This is a genomic window from Peptoniphilus genitalis (assembly GCF_023614525.1).
GTDB lineage: Bacteria > Bacillota > Clostridia > Tissierellales > Peptoniphilaceae > Peptoniphilus_A > Peptoniphilus_A genitalis.
This window is the reverse complement of record NZ_CP097885.1, coordinates 300034-324317: the sequence shown is the minus strand read 5'-3', so window position 1 is coordinate 324317 and position 24284 is coordinate 300034. Positions and strand designations below refer to the sequence as shown.

Below are 24284 nucleotides of genomic sequence, written 5' to 3'. Positions count from 1 at the left end.
TTAATAAGTAATAAGAGTTTTTCTTTTTGCTAATTTTAAATTTTTTTAAGCTTCTTTTGGATGTCTTGTAGATGCAATTGCAAGAGAGACTACAAGTCCAATAAGCATTGGGCATACCCAACCAAGACCAAACTCAGTAAGTGGTAGCTTTGTTAACATTTCTCCAAGCCCACCAAGAAGTCCCTTGCCTTGAAGGACAAATAAGAAACCAAATAATAGTGAAACAAGAGAAGGCACCTTAAACACTAAGTCGTCTTTAATTTTTTCGTTAAATAGTCCTAGGAAAACTATTGTCATTGCACATGGATAAATAACTTCAAGGATTGGTGCAGAAATTTTAATGATTTGTGTAACACCAAGCATTGATATCAAACATGAAACAATGGAACAAATAACGACAACTCTTTCATAAGAAATTTTGTTGAAAGTTAAGTCGTTAAAGAAGTTACCTGTTGCAGAAATAAGTCCAATAGCAGTTGTAAGACAGGCAAGTGCAGTAATAATACCAAGTATATAAACACCGATGCCGCCAAGGACTCTGTTAGTAATATCAACAAGAAGTAGAGTTGAATCAGTATCGGCATTGTAGATGCCAAGGCTTGAAGTTTGAGCTCCAAGATATAATAGGCCTCCGTAGATAAGTGCCAATAAGATTACGGCAATAACACTTGATAAAATAGTTGCCTTGATTTCAATTTTTTGTGAAGAATAATTTCTTGATTTAACAGCGCCAATAACAACAAGGGCAAACATACAACTTGCAATGGCATCCATTGTTTGGTAGCCATCAGTAATACCCTTCTTAAGAACATTGTCGATCATTGTAGTGTCTGCGACTTCTCCCATTGGAGTAATTATTCCCTTAACAATTAGGACTGCCATACAAAGTAAAAGTGAAGGAGTAAGGAACTTTCCCACAATGTCAACAACCTTGCTAGGTCTAATACTTAGTAGACAAGCAATAACGAAGAAGATAACAGAGAATAAGTACCTGTTAAAGGCCTCACCAAAGATTGGCAAGATTGCAATTTCATAAGTAGTAGCGGCAGTTCTTGGAGTTGCCAAGAAAGGTCCAATACATAAAATAATTGCAGTAGAAATTATAATTGCAAAGGTCTTGTTAATTCTTGAAGCGAGGACATTGAGGTTACCTTCATACTTAGATAGGGCTATAATTGCCAGTAGGCCTAGGCCTGCATCTGTAATCGTAAAACCTAAAAATCCTATCCACCATTGGTGGCCCGACAATAAACCTAGATAAGGCGGAAAGATTAAGTTTCCAGCTCCGAAGAACATTGCGAATAATGCGAAGCCGATAATAAATAAATCTTTCGTCTTGATTTCATTGTTCATCTTTTTACCTCCATAATAATATTTTTTCTATTCTACCACATCGGGAAGGATTTTGATACACAAATTATTGATTAGATACAAATATTTTGATATTATCAGTATTATTGAAAGGAAGGTTGACATGGATTACAAAGAAGCTGTAGCTTGGCTTGAAAATAGAAACATACCTCTTGGAGAATTTACCCTAGATAACATAAAGGCTCTTTTAGAAATTTTTAATAAGCCTCAAGATAAATTAAAAATAATTCACATAACAGGAACTAATGGCAAGGGATCAGTAGCAAGTTTTATCAATAACGCCCTTATAGAAAATAATTATTCAGTGGGCAAGTTCACATCGCCCTATATAACAAACATACGTGAAGAGATAGAAGTTAATAGGGAAGTCATAAGTGAAGAGGACTTTGCAAAGCTTGCCAGCGAAGTTAGAAAAGAAGTTGAAGAACTTGATAAGAAAGAAATTTTTGTAAGTGGCTTTGAAATTTTAACTTCCATAGCTTATATTTACTTTGCAAGAAAAAATTTGGACTTTGCAGTGATGGAAGTTGGTATGGGAGGACGAGTTGATGCAACGAATGTAATGGAAAAATCTATCCCAGTCTTTTGTCACATAGCCCTTGATCATGCAAATATCTTGGGAGACACTTTGGAGAAGATTGCACATGAAAAGGGTGGAATAATAAAAGAAAATTCTCATGTATTCTCTTATCCCCAAGCTGAAGAAGCAAAGGAAGAGTTAAAGAAAATCTCAAAGGAAAAGTCTTCTAGCTTTAGTGACTTCGAATTTGAAGAAGTTGAAATAATTTCTTCTAACGAATATGGAAACAAATTTAACTTTAAATCTTATAAGGATGTAGAAATTTCTCTTATAGGAGACCACCAAACCTATAATGCAGCTCTTGCTCTTATGGTTTTGGAATATTTAAGAAAGGATTATAAGTTAGATCCAGACAAAATAAAAGAGGGACTTAAGAGGGCAGAGAACATTGGAAGGACAGAATGTCTTTCAAGAGATCCTCTTATTGTAGTTGACGGGTCCCATAACCTAGACTCCATTGAAGGAATAGAAAAAAGTGTAAAGAAGTTCACTTACAATAAATTGATTTTAGGTTTCTCTCTCTTAAAGGATAAGGACCACAAACACATCTTAGAAAAAATTGAAAGGCTTGCAGATAAAATTGTCTTAACAGAAATTGATAGCGATAGGTTCACAGACTTAGCTTCACTAGAAAAAGAATTTAAAGAAATTTCAGACAAAGAAATTTTTGCCATCAAGGACAGAAAGGAAGCAGTAGAAAAAACTCTTGAACTTGCAGGTGAAGGCGATATGATTCTCTGGTGTGGGTCTCTCTACCTTATCAAAGACATAAGAAAAATAATTTTAGAAAAATTAAATTAAAATAGCAATAAAAAATCCCCTTGACTGCTCAAGGGGATTTCTTATGAGTTCTCCAAAAGGAAGAATATGTAAATCCTAAATAAAAAAAGGATCTTAACCAAGACCCTTATTTATATAGCTCTTTCGACTTTACCAGATCTTAGGCATCTAGTACATACGTTAATTCTTTTTCTTGATCCATTAACTACAGCCTTAACTCTTCTAATGTTAGGAGACCAGCTTCTGTTAGAACGAGAGTGAGAGAAAGAGATTTTATTTCCAAATGATTTTTCTTTTCCACAAATTTCACATCTTTTAGCCATAACGCACCTCCTTTAGTTATTAAGCAGACAATATTTTATCAAAAAAGCCTGCTAAGTGCAAATATTTTTTTCAATATGTTATTATTTTACACTAAATTCTAATTTTTTACAAAGGATATTTTGAAAATCTGTTAATATGGGACAAGTTCTGATATAATGTACTAGATAAGGAGGTGCCCTCATGCCGGCAATTATAAATAGAGAACTTGGAAATATTGTAATAGAAGATAGCGTACTTGCAAACATAGCAGGAATCTCAGCTATGGAATCCTACGGAATTGTTGGAATGGCATCAAAAAATGCCGCAGATGGAATTTTTGAATTATTGAGATTCGAAAATCTTTCAAAGGGAATTGTAGTAAAGACTGACGAAAATGAAATTTCTATAGAACTTCACGTTGTACTAGAATATGGAGTTAAAATTTCTACTGTTGGTGAAAATATTATAGAGAGAGTTAAGTTTAATATAGAAAATTTAACAGGACTTGAAGTTGACAACATTGAAGTCCTAGTAGAAGGTATTAGACTTAAGTAGTGGAGGTAAGATTTTGGAAATAAATAAAATTAATGGTCCCCTATTAAAAGAAATTTTTAAGGGAGCCGTAAATTATCTAATATCCAGAAAGGAAGAGGTCAACGCCCTTAACGTGTTTCCTGTTCCCGATGGAGATACAGGAACTAACATGAGCCTTACATCAAAATCTGCCTTAAAACAAATTGAAAGCTTAGAGGGAGATTTTACTGCTGGAGATGTTTCAGCTGCTGCAGCTCGTGGTGCTCTTATGGGAGCTAGGGGTAACAGTGGTGTTATTCTTTCACAACTTCTTAGAGGTTTCTCAGAAGGCTTAGAAGGAATAGATGAAGCGACTACTTCAGACCTTGCTCATGCCTTCAAGAAGGCAAGTGAAACAACTTACAAGGCTGTTATGAAACCAATTGAAGGAACAATTCTAACAGTTGGAAGAGAAACTGCTGACTTTGCCATTAGACATTATAAAAAGTCTGAAGATATAATTACATTTTTAGAAGATGTAATTGTAGAAGCAAATAAATCCCTAGATAACACACCAAACCAACTTGAAGTTTTAAAGGAAGCTGGTGTTGTTGATGCTGGTGGTAAGGGTCTTGTTGTCCTACTTGAAGGGGCTCTTAAGGTCCTAAAGGGCGAAGACATTGCTGACCAAAGTGAAGATGAAACCCTAAAGAAAAAGGCCCAAAAAGAAGTCCAATTCACTGAAGCAGACACTTCTTTAAAATATGGTTACTGTACAGAATTTATTATAAATACTGACTACGAAGATATTGATGCCCTAAGAGAAAAAATTTCTCCGCTAGGAGATTGCCTTCTAGTAGTTGGTGGTGGCGGGACTCACCTTATTAAGGTTCACGTTCACACAAATGACCCAGGAATTGTATTGCAACATGCTTGCGAGCTTGGACTACTTCAAGATATCAAAATCGACAATATGAGATACCAACACAGGGAAGTTCTCTTTGATGATGCAGAAGTTGCTGAAGCTAAAAAGAGAGAAGAAGAGGAAGAGTTAATCGAAGAAAAAGATTATTCTTTCATCACTGTTTCCATGGGAGATGGAATGACAGAAACTTTCAAATCTCTTGGCGTTGACTATGTTGTTGCAGGTGGACAAACAATGAACCCATCAACAGAAGACTTCTTAAAGGGAGTTGACAAGGTTGGTGGCAAGGTAATCTACCTAATTCCAAATAACAGCAACATAATTTTATCAGCAGAACAAGCTAGGGATATTTCTGACAGAGAAATCATTGTAATTCCATCAAAATCTGTTCCTCAAGGTATTGCAGCTATGCTTGCCTTCAATGAAGATGCTTCAAAAGAAGAAAACAAAGAAAATATGATGGAAGCAGTGGCTAGTGTAATCGACGCATCAATAACCTATGCAGTTAGAGACACTACAATCAATGGAAAAGAAATTCACAAGGACGACATTATAGGTATCGCAGCTAAGGATATAATTTCCAGCGGTAAGACTGTATATGATGTTGTTACAGACACTGTGGACAAGCTAATGGACGTAGACATTTCTCTTGTTACACTTTTCTATGGAGAAGATGTAAATGAAGAAGATGCAGAAGTAGTTCGCGAAGCAATAGAAGAAAAATATCCAGATATTGATATAGATGTAATAAAAGGTGACCAACCAATTTATTACTACATCATATCTCTTGAATAAATTTTAGATTATTAATTAGCCCGAAGTTTTGCTTTGGGCTTTTCTTATAGGAAATAAAATAGGAGACAATTATGAACTTATCGGACCCTATAAAAAACTTAAAGGGAATTGGACCCAAGAGGGCAGAGCTCTTTCACAAGCTTGGAATTTATACAATTGAAGACCTCCTCCACTTTTATCCCAGAAGATATGAAGACTCTTCAAAGGTCACTAGGGTTTCAGAAGCTAGGATTGGAGAAAAAAACACCTTTAGGATAAGAATACTTTCAAAACTTCAAAACAGAAGAATTAGAAAGGGACTTACCCTCACAAGCTTCTTGGCAGAAGATGAATCAGGAGAAGTTGAACTATCCTTCTTTAATGCCTTCTATCTTCACAATAAAATTTTACCGGGAAGATGCTACCTAGTCTATGGCAAGGCAGACTACTTTAGGGGAAGGGTTACCATGTCGAGTCCTGAGATCGAAGAAGTCGATAACTTAAAGAAACTTGGCAAGATTTCTCCTATTTATAATTTAACTGAAGGTCTAAACAATTTTGTCTTTGAAAAAGTTGTTGAACAAGTGATAGGTGAAAATCTTTTTAGGGAAAATCTGCCGAAAGAAATTCTAGAAAAATATTCTTTTCTCGACAAGAATGATGCCATAAGGGCAATCCACTATCCCAAGTCTAGAAAAAATTACATCCAAGCCAGGGAGAGGCTTATCTTTGAAGAACTATTTTTGTTTGAACTTTCCATCTTAAAGAACAAGGTCCAAAACGAAAGACGAGATGCCATAAAGTTTGAAATCAAAGATCAGGTTTTTGACTTTATAAATAAATTACCCTTTAAGTTGACGGAAGGTCAAGATACAGTCATAAAAGAAATCTTCAGCGACATGAAAGAGGGCAAGGCCATTAACAGACTTATCCAAGGTGACGTTGGTAGTGGTAAGACAATTATAGCCATTATAATAATGTATCTTGCCCACCTAAATGGTTACCAGTCATCAATCATGGCGCCAACAGAAATCTTGGCAAAGCAACACTTTGAATCCTTTGTAGAATTACTAGAGCCGCTTGGCATAAAAGTTGGACTCTTAATTGGTTCAACTTCCAAGAAGGCAAAGAGGAACATCTTAGATAATCTCGAGATGGGGTCCATCGACATTCTTATAGGAACCCACGCCCTCATAGAAGAAAATGTAGTCTTCAAAAAGCTTGGAGTAAATGTAATTGACGAGCAACATCGTTTTGGAGTTGTCCAAAGAAATATGCTCCAAAATAAAAACAAGGACGCAGCAACTCTTGTTATGTCGGCAACACCTATCCCAAGAAGTCTTAGTCTTGTCCTATATGCAGACCTTGACGTCTCCATAATAAAGTCCATGCCAAAGGGACGAAAGCCAATTAAAACAATAGCAATAAATGAAAATATGTTGGAAAAATCCCTAGCTTTTATTAAAAAAGAATTGACAGAGGGAAGACAGGCCTATGTAATCTGTTCTTTAATAGAAGAAAACCAAGACTACGAAAACTTACAAGCAGTGGAAAAAGTCTACGAAGAACTTAGCCAATACTTCAGTGATTTTAATCTAGGACTCCTTCACGGAAAGATGAAGGCAGAAGAAAAAAATCAGGTCATGAATGACTTCGCAGAAAATAAAATCAACCTTTTAGTATCAACTACAGTAGTGGAAGTTGGAGTCAACGTACCCAATGCCAGCGTAATAATGATTTACAATGCGGAGAGGTTTGGCCTCTCAACCCTCCACCAACTACGAGGAAGAGTTGGAAGAGGAGACCAACAATCCTACTGCATCCTCTACAATCTTTCTAAAAGTGAAATTTCTTGGGAGAGGATGAAGATAATGACAGACTCCAACGATGGATTTTATATTGCAAACAAGGACCTAGAGCTTAGAGGATTTGGTGACATACTTGGGACAAGACAATCGGGCATGCCAAACCTAAGACTAGCTGACCCCTTTAGGGATGAGACAATTTTAAAATACGCAGCAGAGGATGTGAAAAAAATCCTAGGAGAGGATCCAAACTTAGAAGGAGAAAAATATTCCTACCTAAACAAAGAAATCACTGAATTTTACTCAGATTTGAACTAAATATCTTTAAAATTATCCTTTCTTATGGTAAAATAAAACTAATTTGGAGGCTTTATGAGAATAATTTCAGGAAATAGAAGGGGACTCAAATTAATAGCTCCCAAGGGACTAGATACAAGGCCCACAGAAGATAGGGTCAAGGAATCGGTTTTTAACATCTTGGGACAAAACTTCTTTGACGTCACAGTCTTAGATTTGTTTTGTGGTTCCGGAGCAAATGGAATAGAATTTCTATCAAGGGGAGCTGAACAAGCTTACTTCGTTGACAAGTCAAAAGAAGCCATAGACTGTGTGAAGAAGAACCTAGACAAGGCCAAACTCACAGGCCAGGCAATAGTCATAGAGAACCACTTGAACCAAGCTATGAAAAACCTTGACACAGAATTCGACTATATCTACATGGACCCACCCTTCGAAAGACGAGACTTATACAAAAAAGCCTTTAAACTAATAAGAGAACATAGAATACTAAAGCCAAATGGAAAATTAATTGTGGAGTACAACACAGACAAGCCACTCTTAATAGGCGAAGGCTTTGTAGAAATAAAAAACAAAAAATATGGAAACACATCAATTTCCATATGCGGATGGGATGAAAATGAAAGTAATATATGCAGGTAGCTTTGATCCAGTGACCAATGGCCACCTAGACATAATAAAAAGAGCAAGAGAAATTTTTGGAGAAGTCATAGTTGCAGTCCTAGAAAACACTTCAAAAAAGGGTCTCTTCACAGTAGAAGAGAGAAAAGCCCTCCTTCATGAAGTCTTAGATGGCATGGAGGGGATTGAAGTAGATTCCTTTGACGGACTTTTAGTAGAGTATGCAAAAAAGAAAAACTGCAAAGTAGTAGTTAGGGGCCTTAGATCAGCAACAGATTACTTCAGTGAATACACCCTTGCTATGGCAAATAAAAATTACAAAGACAGCATAGAAACAGTCTTTTTATTGTCATCCAATGAAAATTTATTTGTAAGTTCATCACTTGCAAAAGAAGTAGCCAACTTTGACGGAGATACAGATTTATTCGTGCCTCCTATTGTAGGAGAAGCTATGAAGAAAAAATTACTTAGGAGGAAGATATGAATTTAATTGATTTAGTTGAAGAATTAGAAGACCTTGTGGAAACATCATCACAAATTCCACTAACAAGTAAGGTAATGGTAGACAGGGAAGAGTTTTTAGAAATTGTTAGCGAACTAAGAACTCAAATCCCTGGAGAAGTTTCAGAAGCACAAAGAATTGCTCAAGACAAGGAAGACATCATCAATGGAGCTCACGATGAAGCAGACAAGATTATCTCTGCAGCAAGAGCACATTCAGAAAAGATTATTGACGAAAACGAACTTGTAAGGCAAGCAAATGAAAGAGCAGCTGAAATATTAAAGTCTGCAAAAGAAGAGTCAACTCAAATAAGAGAAGGCGCAAGAGACTACGCAGACGAACTACTTGAAAACACACAAGTAAACCTTTCAGAAATTATAAAAATGCTTAACGAAAATAGACAAGAGTTAAGAGGATAAATAAAGAGATAGACCTGAGTTAAAAGCTCGGGTCTTTTTTGTTAAAGGTAAAAATTTAAATAAAATTTTATTTTAGTATTGGACAATTAATTTGAAATGAAATTTTAAAATTAATATTTAAGAATAGAAGCTGATAATTATTTGAAACCTGATAAGTTTTTGTGACTTAATAAATTTTAACAAGTTTGCAAACCTTTATGACTTTACAGATTACTACAAGTTTATAATTTTTTACAGCTTTATAATTATTTACAACTTTATAAATCTTTATGGATTTGTAGTTTTTTATAAAGTCATAATTTTTGTAAGTAAATCTCAAAGCTACAAGATTTTTAAATTTTTTTGTGTTATAATATTCAAGGAAAGAACTTGAAGGACCGAGGGAATCTCGGTCTTTTTTATTTTTAAAAATAGATTAAGAGAATATATTGAGATTTAGTGATTTAAATTTATCTAAGGAAGTTTTGCAGGCAATTAATGACATGGGTTTTGAAAGTCCATCTGAAGTACAAGAGGCAACTATACCTCTTATTTTGGAAGGCCGTGACGTCCTTGCCCAAGCTCAAACTGGTACTGGCAAGACTGCTTCTTTTGGGATACCAATGATCGAAGGGATAGAAGATAAGAGCCATAACTTGCAAGGGCTTGTCCTTGTTCCAACAAGGGAGCTTGCAAGGCAGGTTTCTGATGAGTTGAAAAAGTTAGCCAAGTATAAAAAGTTCATTAGCATTGTGCCAATTTATGGTGGTGCTGATATGGGCAAGCAACTGCGTGACTTAAAGAAGGGCGCAGACATTGTAGTTGGAACTCCTGGCAGGGTCATGGACCACATGAAGAGGAAGACTATTGTGCTTGATGACTTAAAGTTCTTGACTCTTGACGAGGCTGACGAGATGTTTGACATGGGCTTTAGGGATGACATGAAGACGATTATCGAGAAGACCAACCCTGACAGGCAAACTTTATTTTTCTCAGCAACTTTTGACAATGACATAAAAGAATTTTCTAAGCTTTATCAAGTGGATCCTGCTAAGGTTATTATTGAGAAGAAGGAGCTCACTGCTGAGAAGATTGAGCAATTTTATCTTGAACTCAACAGAAATATGAAGACAGAAATTCTTAACAGGCTCATCCTAATCCACAAGCCAAAGAAGTCTATAATCTTTTGCAACACTAAGAGGATGGTGGAGGCTCTCGAGCTTGAAATTGCTCAAAGGGGTTACAAGGTTGACTCCCTTCATGGAGACATGCGTCAGTCATCAAGGGATAATGTTATGAAAAAGTTTAGGAATGGAACTATTGATGTTTTAATTGCCACTGATGTTGCAGCTCGTGGCCTTGACGTTTCTGACATTGACCTCGTCTTTAACTACGACCTGCCACAACAAGCTGAGTACTATGTTCACAGAATTGGACGTACTGCCAGGGCCGGCAAGAAGGGTGCATCTTTTACCTTTGTAACAAGCAGAGACTTCCCAAAGTTTAAGGAAATCGAAAAGTATGCAAACATAAAGATGGAAAAGATGAAGCTGCCTACTAAGTCTGATGTTGAAAAAGAAAGTCTTGATAATCTCTTTGACAAGGTTAACAAGAATATAATAAGGGCTGAGGACCAAGAGAACTACACAGAAGTTTTAAACAAGCTCTTGGCGGAAGGCCACAGCCTCTACGACATTTCTGCATCACTTCTAAAGATGGTGAAGGAGTCAACTAACAAGACAAAGATCAAGGACCTTGATAGGGTGGACTATGGTAAGAGCTTTGAAATGTCTAAGGGGTCTGACTCTTCTAAGAGGAAGTCCAAGGACAAGGGCATGAAAAAAATTAAGGGACCAAAGATTTTTATCAACAAGGGCAAGAGAGACGGTCTTGATTCTCGTGATATTATAAGGCTACTTGGAAAGCACACTGACCTTGCTCCTAGCGACATTGGAAGGATCAACATTATGCCTAACTTTAGCTTTGTAGAGATTCCAAAGAAGATGATTAAGGATGCCATAAGAGATATTGACGGCAAAAGTCTTAAGGGTAAGTCTATTAAGGCAGAGTATTCTGAAAAATAATTTTTAAAAGTTAATAATTTTTTAAATTTCCCCAGGTGATGTTACTCACTTGGGGATTTTTATTTGCAAATTTTATTTATTTCAATCTTTGTTATAATAGACCTAGGAGGTTTTTATGGATAACAAATTTTTAATTATAGATGGAAGTTCCCTTTTCTTCAGGGCCTTTTATGCCCTACCACTTCTTAAGACTAAGAGGGGACTTTATACAAATGCAATTTATGGCTTTGTCATGATGGTGGAAAATGCCATTGAGAAGGTAAAGCCAACTCACCTTGCAGTTTGCTTTGACATGAAGGGGAAGACTTTTAGGTCAGAGATTTACAAGGACTACAAGGGAACTAGACAAAAGACTCCCAACGAGTTGGAACAACAATGGCCACTTGTGCGTGAAATCTTAGACCACATGAATGTGAAGATTCTTGAGTCACCAGTTTATGAAGCTGACGACATTGCTGGCACTCTTTCAAAGCTTGGTACTGAAGAAGGTTTTGAAAACTATCTTTTGACAGGGGACAAGGACTATTTTCAACTTGTAAATGAAAAGACTAAAGTCCTCTTCACTCGCAAGGGTATCACTGACATGGACATCATGACAGTGGAAAAGATAAAAGAAGATTATGGAATTGAGCCTCTTGAATTCATTGAGCTAAAGGCTCTTATGGGTGACTCTTCTGACAACATTCCAGGGATTTATGGGATTGGAGAAAAGACTGGCCTCAAATTAATTCATGAGTTCCACACTATTGAAAATCTTTATGACAATATTGATGATGTTTCTGGCAAGAAGTTAAAGGAAAAATTAATTGACGGGAAGATGTCTGCCTTCATGAGTAAGAAGCTGGGAACAATTGTAAAGGATGTTCCTCTTGAAGAAAGTCTTGATGACTTCAAAAAAGTAGATTATGACTATGAAAAGTTATCAGAACTTTATCGTGAGTTTGAGTTTAACTCCATGTTAGACAGGCTTCCAGAAAAATATCGCAAGGAAGAAGTGGAGGAAATCTCCCAAGACAACTTTGAATTTGTTGAAATAAAAGACCTAAAGGAAATTGAAAAAGATTTAAAGGACAAGAAGTCCCTTGCCTTTAAATTTATTACAGATGGAAAGATTTATGAAGATGTTAAGCCTATCTATCTTGCAGTTAAGGTCAAGGATTCTGAAGTTAAGTTTATTTCTTATGAGGACATAGACTTTGATTTCTTGAAGAAGATTATGGAAGATGAAAAAGTCGAAAAACTTGGCTATTCACTGAAAGAAGACATAATCATCCTAATGGACCTTGGGATTGACATCAAAAATTATTCCCACGACGTTGAAATTGCAGAATATTTATTAAATTCTACTCAATCAGACTATGACATTAATAAAATTTCCATGGCTTACTTTAAAAATGGTTACCTGGACCTTGAAGACCTACTTGGCAAGGGTGCAAAGAAGAAAACTTACACTGACTTAGACAAGGATGACCTCTTTAAGTATTTTGCCTTTGTTCTAAATACAATTTACAGGTTGGAAGACCTTCAAAAGGAAAAAATTGATGAAGAAGAGATGACTTCTCTCTACCAAGATATGGAGCTACCTCTTGTTGAAGTCCTTGCATCAATGGAATATGTGGGAATCAACACCGACGAGGCCGTCCTAGATGAAATTGACAAGCAAATTATTGAAAAATTAAAGACTTTGGAAGAGGAAATTTATGAAGAAGCTGGAGAAGAATTCAACATAAATTCGCCAAAGCAATTGGGAGTAATCTTATTTGACAAGATGGACTTCCCAGTTATCAAAAAAACAAAGACTGGTTACTCAACTTCTGCCGACGTATTGGAAAAGTTACGTGGCAAGGGCGAGATAATCGACAAGATTTTGGATTACAGGAAGTTCTCCAAGTTGAAGTCAACTTATATTGACGGCTTAAAGGCTGTCATAAACAAGAAAACTAAGAGGATTCACTCAAGGTTTATGCAAACAGTTACTGCAACTGGAAGGATTTCTTCAACGGATCCAAACCTACAAAATATTCCAATAAAAACCGAAGAAGGACGACTTATAAGAAAGGCCTTCTTGGCATCAGAAGGTGGAGTCCTAGTTGATGCCGACTACTCACAAATTGAATTAAGAGTCTTAGCTGCCCTCTCAGATGACAAGGAGATGCTTGATGCCTTTAAGCATGGACTTGATATCCATAGGAAGACTGCATCAGAAGTCTTTCATGTAGATTATGATGATGTTGACGACCGTCAAAGATATGAAGCCAAGGCAGTAAACTTTGGAATTGTATATGGGATTTCTGATTACGGACTTTCACAAAATTTAAATATACCAAGGAAGGCTGCCAAGGAATATATTGACAACTACCTTGGTCACTTCGTTGGAATAAAAAATTATATGGCAGAAGAAATTAAAAATGGCAAGGACAAGGGCTATGTGGAAACCATCTTCAAGAGAAGGAGATACATCCCAGAACTAAATGCCAAGAACTTCAACATAAGAAGCTTTGGGGAGAGGATTGCTCTTAACACACCTATCCAAGGGTCAGCTGCCGATATCATAAAAATTGCCATGGTGAAAGTTTACAATGAACTTAAAAAGAGGAATTTAAAATCAAAATTAATTATTCAAATCCATGACGAACTTGTTGTGGACACAGCAGAAGATGAGATAGAAGAAGTGAAGGAACTTATGAAGGACCTAATGGAAAACTCTGTGGACTTAAACGTAAAATTATCCGTGGACATGAACACTGGGGCAAATCTCTATGAGTCAAAATAAAATTATTGGATTAACTGGATCAATTTCAACAGGCAAGTCTCAGGTGTCAAATTATTTAAGACGAAGAGGAGAAAAAGTAATTGATGCCGACTTAATTGCAAGAGAGGTTGTGGACCTTGAAGATGTTAAGGAAAAAATAAAAAAAGCTTTTGGAGATGACATTTATAAAGACGACAAGCTGGACAGGGAGACGCTTGGAGAAATTGTCTTTAGGGATGAAGACAAGAGGAAGGTCTTAAATGAAATTGAGCACCCAGAGATCTATAGGATAATCTTGGAAGAAATAAAAAATTCCAAGGGCAGGGTCTTTGTAGATATACCACTTCTCTTTGAAGCCCAGCACCTAAATGAAAAATATGGATTAGAATTTGATGAAGTTTGGCTCGTTTATGTAAGTAGGGAAAAGCAAATTGCAAGACTTATAAAGAGAGACAAGATAAGCAGGGGCTACGCCTTAGAAAAAATAAATTCGCAAATGTCTGTTGAGGACAAGAAAGTTATGGCAGACGTCATAATAGATAACTCGGGAAGCTTGGAAGAGACATTTAGACAAGTAGAAGAAAATTTAAAAAAATTATAAAAAATAGCTGTATTAGCAGAAGTGAGCTAATACAGCTATTTAACTATTTCCCAAAAAAAATTATTAAAATTATTAAAATTATTAGCACAAAAGTAGATATTTTTTTAAATATTTTAGAATCATCTGTATCAAGAGATAATGTAATAAGTATTATGAAAATAATGGAAATTACATTTATTATTATCTTTGTTGTTCTATTAAAAATAAGATAATTATGATTATTTAAAAAGATAATTATTAAACTTATTAGATATAAAAATTTATATAATTTGTCAAATTTTTTCATGTTAATATTTTTCGATATTTGTAATATATTTATCAGTCCTATACACTGTTCTCATACCAGCTCTCCTTCTGTAGTACTTAACAGTTTTAACCGTAAAGATTAGCCCATGACTAGAATCATTTGGTACAAATAAATTAGCACCACTTATAAGTGTACTAACAGTACCAATTAAACCACCAACGGGTTCAGCACCAGGCACTAAAGCTACAGCTAATCCAACGATTCCTCCTGCAGATGCTCTATCGCCTATATAGCTTCTTATCTCACTATAAGACATTCTAAAAGAGCTATAAGAACTTTCAGAATAAGTTGAAATTCCAGAAGCTTTATCAACAAAGTTTGAATAAGATTCAGTTTTACCAGTAAAACTTGAGTATATAGTATCATCTTTGTAGTTAACAATTATAAAGTTTTCTGTATCTGTATCCAAATTTTTTATAGAAATTTTTTTAAAATTATTATTTTCTATAATTTCAACTTTTTCAGAAGAAATATTATTTTGAAAACTAGAATTGCGGATTTCTGAATTTTCAAATTGATCATTTACGTAATATGATTGGTTTAGTTTTTCTGCAAAAACATTTGTATTCATAGACATTGGAATTAAGCTTGCAAAAGCTAATATAAAACTTACTTTAGAATAAAAATTTTTCATAAAAAACTCCTTTACATTTATAATAACTAAACAATAACAAATTAACACATAAAGTAGTTAAAATTATAAAATGAATATAATTAAAAAATAAAAAACTTTACAAATGATGAAATTTTTGTTATCATAAAAAAAACATCTTAGGGGTATAGTTCAGTTGGTAGAACATTGGTCTCCAAAACCAAGTGCCGTGGGTTCGAGTCCTGCTACCCCTGCCAATTACTGATTGCGCAAGCAGTCAGTTTTTTTATGCCCATTTTTAAAATTTATATTATAAGCACTCTACATATTGATAAAATGGGAAGTTGTTTGAATTTGTTTAAAAATTTTTTGTAACTATGATATAATTGTATATTATGAATTGGAGGTCAACATGAAAGAAAAATTAATTGGAATCAAAGATGAATCCATGCAACTTTTAAATGAAGTTAAGACAATTAAAGATATAGATGAACTGAAAGTTAAGTACTTAGGTAAGAAGGGTGAGATTACTCAAATTCTAAAGGGTATGAAGGATCTTTCTAAGGAAGAGAGACCTGTTATGGGTGCTCTTGTCAACGAAGTGCGTGAAGAGATTGAGAAGGCTCTTGAGGACAAGAAGGCTGAATTAAATGAAAAAATCTTGGAAAAGAAACTTCACGACGAGAGGATCGACGTTACTTTAAAGACTGATGATATTGTTTTAGGACATAGACATCCTCTAAAGAAGACTCTTGAAGATCTTGAAGATTTATTTACTCACATGGGCTTTACTGTTTATGACGGTCCAGAGATTGAAACTGTTGAAAACAACTTTGATCTTCTTAATGCTCCTAAGGACCACCCATCTAGGGATATGTCTGATACTTTTTATTTTGATAAAAATACAATTCTTAGGTCGCAAACATCTCCTGTCCAAATTAGGGCAATGAAAGAACATGGCGCTCCAATTCGCATGATATGTTCTGGTAGAGTTTTTAGGTCTGACGAAGTTGATGCAACTCACTCTCCAATGTTCCACCAACTTGAGGGACTTGTTGTTGATGAAAAGATTTCTGTTGCCAACTTAATTGACACTTTAAATTATTTTGTTAAGGCCTTCTTTGGTGAAGAAGTAAAGACTAGGTTTAGACCTCATTACTTCCCATTTACTGAGCCAAGTCTTGAAGTTGATACTACTTGTACTTCTTGTGGCGGCAAGGGATGTAGTGCATGTAATCACACTGGCTGGTCTATGGAACTTTTGGGATGTGGCATGGTTCACCCAAATGTTCTTAGGAACTGTGGCATTGATCCTGAAAAGTATTCTGGTTTTGCCTTTGGTATGGGTATTGACAGGATTGCAATGGTTAGGTACAAGATTACAGATATTAGAATGATGTTTGAAAACAACAAGAAGTTCTTGGAACAATTTTAAGGAGATATAAATGTTATTACCGATTAAATGGCTTAAAGATTATGTTGATTTCGATTTTGATGTAAAAAAACTTGCAGATGGACTTTCTAATTCTGGTTCTCACGTTGAATCCATTATTATTCCATCTGAAGGCTTAGATAAAATTGTAGTTGGAAGGATAGAAAAAATTGAAAACCACCCAGATGCAGACAAGCTTGTTATTTGTTCTGTTAATGTTGGTGACGAAGTCCTTCAAATAGTTACTGGTGCTAAAAATGTTTTTGAGGGAGCTATTGTTCCCGTTGCCCTTCACGGTTCTACTGTGGCTGGTGGCACAAAAATTAAAAAGGGCAAGCTTCGTGGAGTTGAATCCAATGGTATGCTTTGCTCCCTAGAAGAGCTTGGTTATGAAACTTCAGTTATTCCTAAGGAAGCTCGTGATGGAATTTTCATCTTCCCTGAAGGAACTGAAATTGGTGGATCTGCTATGGAAGCTCTTTTCATGGACAATGAAATTCTTGAACTTGAAATCACACCAAATAGACCAGACTGCCTAAGTATCATGGGAATGGCTGTTGAAACTGCTGCATCCTTTGACTTAAAGGCTAAGCACAAGGAAATAAAAATTGAAAATCAAGTTGATGATTTTTCTGATTATTTTGACGATATTGAAATAGATACAGAAAACTGCACAAGATATTATTCAAAGATACTTAAAAATATAAAGATTGGACCTTCTCCACTTTGGCTACAAGCCTACCTAATGCAAGCTGGAGTTAGACCAATTTCAAATATTGTTGATCTTACAAACTTTGTAATGCTTGAATATGGTCAACCACTTCATGCTTTTGACCTAGACAGTCTTCACTCAAAAAAAATTGTGGTTAGGATGGCAAAAGATGGAGAAGAAACAGTTACTCTTGATGGAGAAACAAGAAAATTAGAGTCTGACGATATTTTAATTACTGATGGCCAAGAAATCATTGGTCTTGCAGGAATTATGGGTGGACTTGACTCCGAAATCACTGACAAAACTGTAAATGTTTTATTAGAAGGTGCCAACTTCAACAAGGAAAATATTAGGAAGACTTCAAGGAGACTTAACCTAAGAAGTGAGGCTTCTTCAAGATTTGAAAAGGGACTTGATCCTAATCTTGCTAAGGCTGCCGTAGACAGGGTCTGCCAACTTGCATCAGAGTTGGGAATTGCTGAAGTTGTTAATGGATCTAAGGACGTAGGAAACTTCTCTAAGGAAGAAAAAGAAATTAAACTTAGACACCAAAAGTTAGTTGACCTTATTGGAGTTGACTTCACAATTGAAGAAGTTGCAAATATTTTAAATAGATTAGAAATTGAAACAGAAATAAAGGACGACTATCTTGTAGCAAAAATCCCAAGTGTAAGACTTGACCTTGATATAGAGGAAGATCTAATTGAAGAAGTTGCAAGAGTTTATGGTTACGATAAGATTGAACCTAAAAAACTTATGGGAACTTTGACAGTTGGTAGAAAACCAAGATTTAGAAATGTTGAAGACAAGATAAAAAATCTTTTAACTGGTCTTGGCTACTCTGAATTTATGACTTACTCCTTTGTGAGTCCATCTTCCTATGAAAAGGCAAATTACCAAGAAGATGAAAAAAATATTATAAGAATCTTAAATCCACTGGGAGAAGATTACTCAGTTATGAGGACGACTCTTGTTCCTTCAATGATTGATGCCCTTGCTAAAAACTATGCAAGAGGCAACGAAAATGTTGGTGGATTTGAAATTGGAAATACCTTCTTCCCAACAGAAGATGAACTTCCAAGTGAAAAATTAAAATTAACTATGGGCTTCTATGACCTAGGCGACTTCTACTACCTAAAGGAATCAATAGAAAAAATTCTTTGGTTCTTGGGCATTAATAAGCTAGAAGTTAAGAGAAAAGAAGCAAGCTTCTTGCACCCAGGTAGGTCTGCAGAATTCCTATTAAATGGAGAAAGTCTTGGAGTATTTGGAGAAGTACATCCAAAGGTTCTTGAAAACTATGGACTAAAGAAAAAGGCTTATGTTGCAGAACTGGACTTTGATAAAATTGTAGAAAACACAATTGACAACTACACTTACAAGGATCTTCCTAAGTACCCAACAATGAAAAGAGACTTTGCCTTCATTATGGATAGGGATGTTGACTCAGTTGACCTTGAAAAAATTGCGAAAAAATATGGCAAGGACCTTCTAGAATCCTTTAAGGTATTCGACATTTATGAAGGTGAAAATATAGAAGATGGAAAGAAATCTGTTGCCTTCTCCCTAGTATTTAGGGCGGCAGACAGGACTCTTGAAGAAAGTGAAGTTACAGAAATTTGTGAAAAAGTAGTTGCTGAGATTGAAAGTGAAATTAAAGCTAAACTAAGATCCTAAGGAGGCTATTATGTCCCATGCGAAGAGAATCGAAGTTAATATCGATGGCATGAAGTTTTATGTCATGGGTAATGACAACGAAAAGTATATTAAGGATCTTGCAGCTGACCTTGATGAAAAAATAAAGGAAACTGCGAGAACTAATTACAAATTGAATCAAGTACAAACTCTTGTCCTTTGTGCCCTTAATGTCCTAGATGACTTTGAAAAGATGAAGTCTGATAAGGACGACCTGGCAAGCACCAGCGATGACAAAAAGGAAATCATGGAGAAGATGGAAGAAATTAAAGATTTAAAGAAGCAGCTTTTGATTTTTGAAGAAGAAAATAAGAAGTCCAATAAGTCTTACAGGGACCTTCAAGAGAAAAATAATGACCTAGAGGACAGAAACAGGAAGCTAAATAGGGACCTTATGGATAAGAACCAGGCCCTAACAGAAGCTAAAGAAGAAATCAAAAAGCTTGAAGGAAGTATCTCTAATCTTGAAGAAAAAAACAACTCCGCATCGAGAAGGATAATTGATCTATCAAGAGAATTGGAAAATATTTATGAAGAGAAATAAATATGAATTGTTAGCACCTGCAGGTGATATGGCAGCTCTTAAGGCTGCTGTGTCAGCAGGTGCTAATGCCATTTATTTGGGTTATGATGAATTTTCAGCTAGGGCCAAGGCCAAGAACTTCAACAAGGAAGAACTTGAAGAGGCAATTGAGTATGCTCACCTAAGAGGGGTGGAAATTTATGTAACCTTTAACATTTTAATTGCAGACTTTGAAGTCAAGAGGGCAATGAAAAGTGTTAAGATGCTTTACGATATTGGAGTTGACGCCCTAATATTACAAGACATTGGGATTGCAGCAAAAATTAGGGAGGAATTCCCAGATTTTGAACTCCACGCATCTACCCAAATGGCAATAAACAATTACTACGGAGCAAAATTTTTAAAGGACATGGGTTTTTCAAGAGTTGTACTTGCTCGTGAAACTCCTATTTTTGAAATTGAAAAAATTAAAGAGTTGGATATAGATGTTGAGACCTTTATTCATGGAGCTCTTTGCGTGTCCTACTCTGGCCAGTGTCTAATGTCATCAATGATTGGGGGCAAGTCGGGCAATCGTGGCGAATGTGCCCAAGCTTGTAGAAGATCTTATGAGATTGTGGACTTTGATGGTAAAAAGTTAGCCAATAGACTTTACTATCTTTCTCCCAAAGACTTAAATACTCTTGATGATGTTGCGAAAATTATAAATGCCGGCGCCTACTCTCTTAAAATCGAGGGAAGGATGAAGAACCCTGAGTACGTATATACAGTAGTTTCATCTTATAAAAAATCTCTTGAAGGAAAATTAAAAGAGGAGGACAGGGAAGATACTGTCCAAGTTTTCAACAGAGGTTTTACTAAGGGACTTTTTAACGGAGACTTTGGTAGAGACTTCACTTCCTATGACAGACCAGACAACAGGGGAATAGAAATTGGTAGAGTTTTAGAAGTTGGAAAGAACTTTGCAAAAATAATTTTTGACACAGATATCTACGAGGGAGATGGACTAGAATTTAATTCTTCCAAGGGAAGATTTGGAATGAAGTCCAGAGAGTCTTACAAGGCTGGAAAAGTTTATCAAGTTGAACTATTTAAAAGGCCTCTTGAAAACTCAAAAATTAACAGGACCTACTCAAAGAAACTCTATGAAAAAATTGATGAGAAAATAGATTCCTATGACTACAAGAGAAAAGTGGATGTGGACTTAAAGATTAAAATTGGAGAAAAGCCTGAAATTTATCTTAAGTCAGGTGACCTTGAAGGATCTTACACTTTGGATAAGTTAGTTGAGCCAGCTAAGAAGGCTGGTCTTGATAGAGAAAGAGTTCTTGAAAATATTTCAAAAACTGGAGACAGTATTTTTGAGGTCGAAAATATAAATCTAAACTTAGATGACAATGCCTTTCTTCCAATTTCTGCAATTAATGAACTTAGAAGAGAAGGTCTAAAGATTTTAGAAGATAAAATATTAATTGGATCTATTGAAAGAGTCCAAGTTGAAAATAATTTAAAAGGTCACGAAAGCAAAATAAAAGCAGAAAAATCTCTTATAAAAGTTTTCTTCAACAAGTTTGAAGACCTTAAGAAAGCAGACTTAAATAAAATTGATGAAATTATTATCAGGGCTAAGGACTTAGAAAAATTTAAAAAGTCTTACGGAGATAAAAATATTTCAATTTATTTGGATAAGTTTTATTCCTATGATGAGCTTGAAAGACTTAGAGCTTACATTTTAAAAAACAAAAACGTAAGAGGACTTTGGATAAATAATCTTTCAGAATACTATATCTTTAAAGATGATGGACTTGAACTCAACGCAGACCTTGGACTAAATATTTTCAATAAAAATTCATTAGACTTATTCAAGAATCTTGGATTTAAATCGGCTACTCTCTCTCCAGAGATGAACAGTGGACAAATTCAAAGTATAATTAAGGGACAAGATATGGAAGTCAATGTGATTTCTTATGGCAGGGTCCCAGTTATGACAATGAAGCACTGCCCTTATTCCATTGAAAAAAATTGTAAGGACGAGAGAAACTGTCCAAGCTGTAAGTTTAAGAACTACCTTTTGAGAGATGAAAAGGCAGTAGACTTTGAAGTCTTGAGGCAAAACACTTTTACAGAAATCTTTAACTCATATCCAATTTTATTAGACGGTTATGTGAATAAGCTTAAAGAAAATAAAATCAGCCTTGTCTTATTGGCAGATGAGTTTACTGACCAAGTCATAGACTTATACAAGGATTACAAGGAAGAAGACTTTTACAAATTAAAAGAAAAACTAGAAGACAAGTACCAAGCAGTTACTAAGGGACATATAAATAGGGGGATTGTCAGTGGATAATTCTTTGAAAAGAGCATCCAAGACTTTGGAGTTTGACAAGGTCTTAGTTGAACTGAAAAAACTTGCCAGCGCAAGTATCACAAGTGAATATATTGACCAAGTTGAGATTTCCACCCAATATGAGGTTGTGAAAAATAGACTTAACGAAACTCATGAGGCCCTAAAATTAATTATTGCCAAGGGGGAGCCCCAATTATTTGGCATTGTTGATATTAGATCAATAATTAAGCGGACAGAAATTGGTGGAGCCTTAACAGCTGGAGGACTCTTACAAGTTTCTGACTTTTTGAGAGTCTCTCGTGGGCTAAAGACTTATCTAAAGAAGGATTCTTATAACAGTGACGAAGAAGTAAAGTTAGAATACATTGACAAATTAATTGAAGATCTTTACACAGACAAGAGACTTGAAGATGAAATAAATTCAAAAATTATTTCTGAAGAAGAAATTGCTGACGATGCTTCTCGTGAACTTTTAAGAATTAGAAGGGGCATAGTAGCCAAGAAGGATTCCATAAAAAACAAACTAAATGGAATATTATCTTCTCACGCTGATTTCTTGCAAGATGCCATAGTTACTCTACGTGATGGAAGGTACGTTGTTCCTGTTAAAATCGAAAACAAGTCTAGGGTTAAGGGTCTTGTCCACGACATCTCAGGTTCGGGGCAAACAGCCTACATTGAACCCATGGCAGTTGTGGAAGCCAACAACGACTTAAAAGAATTATATATAAAAGAAAATTTAGAAATCGAAAAAATACTTAAAGAACTTTCAGAATTAGTTGGGGAGACTAGCGAAGAAATAAAATCAAACCAAGAAAAATTAATTGAGCTTGATTTTATTTTTGCCAAGGCAAGGTTAGGTTTAAACTATCGAGCCAACATGCCAAAACTTAATCGTGAAGGTAGGATAAACTTAATCAAGGCCTACCACCCCTTCTTAGATAGAAAAATTGCAGTCCCAATTGACATAAACTTGGGGATAGACTTTACCTCACTTATTGTAACAGGACCAAACACAGGTGGTAAGACTGTAAGTATTAAGACTGTTGGACTCTTAACCCTCATGACACAATTTGGTCTCTTAATACCAGCTGATGAGGCGTCGGAGATTGGGGTTTTTGAAAAAGTTTTTGCAGACATTGGTGATGAACAATCCATTGAGCAGTCTCTTTCAACTTTTTCATCTCACATGGTAAACATTGTCTACATCTTAAAAAATGTTACGCCAAACTCCCTGGTTCTTTTTGACGAACTTGGAGCAGGAACAGACCCGACAGAGGGTGCTGCTCTTGCAAGGTCAATTATGGACTTTATGCTAGAGAGAAAGATAAGATGCATCTCCACATCTCACTACAATCAATTAAAAATTTATGCACTGACAACTGATGGAGTTGCCAATGCCAGCATGGAATTTGATGTAGACAGCCTATCTCCAACTTATAGACTTTTAATTGGAGTCCCAGGCAAGTCCAACGCCTTTGAAATTTCTAGGAGGTTGGGACTTCCTGATGAGATAATTGGAGAGGCGAAAAAACTTTTAAGTTCAGAAAACATTGAGTTCGAGGACGTCCTTCAATCCATTGACGAGGACAGGACAAAAATTCGTGAGTATAGAGAAGAGCTTGAAAGAGAAAAAGCTGATTTAGAAAAGGAAAACAAGAGGCTACAATCAAAAATTAAAAAGTTAGAAGATCAAAAGGAAAAGATATTAGAAAAATCTCGTGAAGAAGCCAAGAGACTTTTATTAAATACTAAAGAAAATGTTGATATAATTTTATCTGAAATAAATGAAGCCAGGGACAAGATAAGTTCTGAAAATTCTAAAAAAATTCAAGAGGCCCAAGACCTCTTGCGTCAAAGCATAAAAAATGCCAGAGACAAATCAGAACTCGAAATCACAAAGGCCGCCAACCCGATAAGAGAAATAAAAGTTGGCGACAAGGTGAGGACATCCCTTGGTAATCTTGCAACTGTCTTGGAGCTACCAGACAAGAAGGGCAACGTCCTAGTCCAATCGGGCATAATGAAAATGAATATGCCAAAGGATTCTCTAACAAGGATTGACGTCCAAGAGGACACAACTAAGAACAACACCAGAAGCATTCTTAAGAACAAGGCCACAAATGTTAAGAGTGAAATTGACATAAGGGGCAAGAATTTTGAAGATGCCAAAGATATTGTTGATAAATATTTAGATGATGCCTATCTTTCTGGTTTAAAATCCGTTAGAATAATTCATGGAAAGGGCACAGGTGTCCTTAGACAAAAATTGAGAGAACACTTTAGAAATGTTAAGCTTATAAAGTCCTATAAAGATGCAGAATATAATGAGGGTGGCGACGGTGTAACTGTAGTTACCCTAAAGTAAGG

18 protein-coding genes and 1 tRNA gene are annotated in these 24284 nt (G+C 35.6%); 16 read left to right on the top strand and 3 right to left on the bottom strand.

Translation table 11 applies throughout. From position 1 onward, the window contains the following. Window positions 1-45 precede the first annotated feature (45 nt). Window positions 46-1353, bottom strand: a complete 1308-nt coding sequence (gene brnQ / locus M9426_RS01585) for a branched-chain amino acid transport system II carrier protein (RefSeq protein ID WP_250342238.1) — start codon at window positions 1351-1353, stop codon at window positions 46-48. Between the two features lie 121 nt (window positions 1354-1474). Between brnQ and M9426_RS01580 the strand changes: the two genes are divergently transcribed. Then, on the top strand, window positions 1475-2752 hold the full coding sequence (locus tag M9426_RS01580) for a bifunctional folylpolyglutamate synthase/dihydrofolate synthase (protein WP_250342237.1): 1278 nt from the start codon (window positions 1475-1477) through the stop codon (window positions 2750-2752). Between the two features lie 110 nt (window positions 2753-2862). Here M9426_RS01580 and rpmB read toward each other — a convergent pair whose 3' ends face one another. Continuing rightward, complete coding sequence (gene rpmB / locus M9426_RS01575) at window positions 2863-3054, bottom strand: 50S ribosomal protein L28 (protein ID WP_005955693.1); 192 nt, start codon at window positions 3052-3054, stop codon at window positions 2863-2865. Between the two features lie 181 nt (window positions 3055-3235). Here rpmB and M9426_RS01570 point away from each other — a divergent pair, with 181 nt between their 5' ends. The 9 genes from M9426_RS01570 to coaE all read left to right on the top strand — a co-directional run bounded on the left by M9426_RS01570 (window position 3236) and on the right by coaE (window position 14306). Then, the gene (locus tag M9426_RS01570; protein ID WP_005955743.1) at window positions 3236-3589 is read left to right on the top strand and encodes an Asp23/Gls24 family envelope stress response protein; all 354 of its coding nucleotides are present in this window, start codon (window positions 3236-3238) and stop codon (window positions 3587-3589) included. Between the two features lie 13 nt (window positions 3590-3602). After that, entirely contained in the window at window positions 3603-5267 is a 1665-nt protein-coding gene (locus M9426_RS01565; RefSeq protein ID WP_250342236.1) for a fatty acid kinase ATP-binding subunit FakA, read from the top strand. A 71-nt stretch (window positions 5268-5338) separates the two neighbouring features. Beyond that, entirely contained in the window at window positions 5339-7369 is a 2031-nt protein-coding gene (recG, locus tag M9426_RS01560) for an ATP-dependent DNA helicase RecG (RefSeq protein WP_250342235.1), read from the top strand. A 54-nt stretch (window positions 7370-7423) separates the two neighbouring features. After that, window positions 7424-7990, top strand: a complete 567-nt coding sequence (gene rsmD / locus M9426_RS01555) for a 16S rRNA (guanine(966)-N(2))-methyltransferase RsmD (RefSeq protein ID WP_250342234.1) — start codon at window positions 7424-7426, stop codon at window positions 7988-7990. Continuing rightward, a complete protein-coding gene (gene coaD / locus M9426_RS01550) occupies window positions 7968-8453 on the top strand; it encodes a pantetheine-phosphate adenylyltransferase (protein ID WP_250342233.1) in 486 nt (161 codons plus the stop codon). Before rsmD ends, coaD begins: the two co-directional genes overlap by 23 nt. Then, the gene (locus tag M9426_RS01545; RefSeq protein WP_005955697.1) at window positions 8450-8890 is read left to right on the top strand and encodes an ATP synthase subunit B family protein; all 441 of its coding nucleotides are present in this window, start codon (window positions 8450-8452) and stop codon (window positions 8888-8890) included. Before coaD ends, M9426_RS01545 begins: the two co-directional genes overlap by 4 nt. A gap of 428 nt (window positions 8891-9318) precedes the next feature. Next, window positions 9319-10953 carry a DEAD/DEAH box helicase gene (locus tag M9426_RS01540; RefSeq protein ID WP_250342232.1) on the top strand — a complete coding sequence of 545 codons (1635 nt, stop codon included), beginning with the start codon at window positions 9319-9321 and terminating at the stop codon, window positions 10951-10953. Window positions 10954-11068: 115 nt separating this feature from the next. Further along, complete coding sequence (gene polA, locus M9426_RS01535) at window positions 11069-13726, top strand: DNA polymerase I (RefSeq protein WP_250342231.1); 2658 nt, start codon at window positions 11069-11071, stop codon at window positions 13724-13726. Then, complete coding sequence (coaE, locus tag M9426_RS01530; protein WP_250342230.1) at window positions 13713-14306, top strand: dephospho-CoA kinase; 594 nt, start codon at window positions 13713-13715, stop codon at window positions 14304-14306. Before polA ends, coaE begins: the two co-directional genes overlap by 14 nt. A 287-nt stretch (window positions 14307-14593) precedes the next feature. Here the strand turns inward: coaE and M9426_RS01525 are convergent, their stop codons facing one another. Next, entirely contained in the window at window positions 14594-15247 is a 654-nt protein-coding gene (locus M9426_RS01525) for a hypothetical protein (protein WP_250342229.1), read from the bottom strand. 139 nt (window positions 15248-15386) lie between these two features. Here M9426_RS01525 and M9426_RS01520 point away from each other — a divergent pair. The 6 genes from M9426_RS01520 (at window position 15387) to M9426_RS01495 (ending at window position 24282) form a co-directional block, all read left to right on the top strand. After that, a tRNA-Trp gene (locus M9426_RS01520) sits at window positions 15387-15462 on the top strand. Window positions 15463-15617: 155 nt separating this feature from the next. Continuing rightward, complete coding sequence (gene pheS, locus M9426_RS01515; RefSeq protein WP_060799736.1) at window positions 15618-16640, top strand: phenylalanine--tRNA ligase subunit alpha; 1023 nt, start codon at window positions 15618-15620, stop codon at window positions 16638-16640. Window positions 16641-16650: 10 nt separating this feature from the next. Further along, window positions 16651-19026 carry a phenylalanine--tRNA ligase subunit beta gene (gene pheT / locus M9426_RS01510; RefSeq protein WP_250342228.1) on the top strand — a complete coding sequence of 792 codons (2376 nt, stop codon included), beginning with the start codon at window positions 16651-16653 and terminating at the stop codon, window positions 19024-19026. A 10-nt stretch (window positions 19027-19036) separates the two neighbouring features. Further along, the gene (locus tag M9426_RS01505) at window positions 19037-19588 is read left to right on the top strand and encodes a cell division protein ZapA (RefSeq protein ID WP_005955716.1); all 552 of its coding nucleotides are present in this window, start codon (window positions 19037-19039) and stop codon (window positions 19586-19588) included. Further along, the gene (locus tag M9426_RS01500; RefSeq protein ID WP_250342227.1) at window positions 19575-21914 is read left to right on the top strand and encodes a U32 family peptidase; all 2340 of its coding nucleotides are present in this window, start codon (window positions 19575-19577) and stop codon (window positions 21912-21914) included. The genes M9426_RS01505 and M9426_RS01500 overlap by 14 nt, the downstream gene beginning before the upstream one ends. Further along, complete coding sequence (locus tag M9426_RS01495; protein WP_250342226.1) at window positions 21907-24282, top strand: endonuclease MutS2; 2376 nt, start codon at window positions 21907-21909, stop codon at window positions 24280-24282. The genes M9426_RS01500 and M9426_RS01495 overlap by 8 nt, the downstream gene beginning before the upstream one ends. Window positions 24283-24284 lie beyond the last annotated feature (2 nt).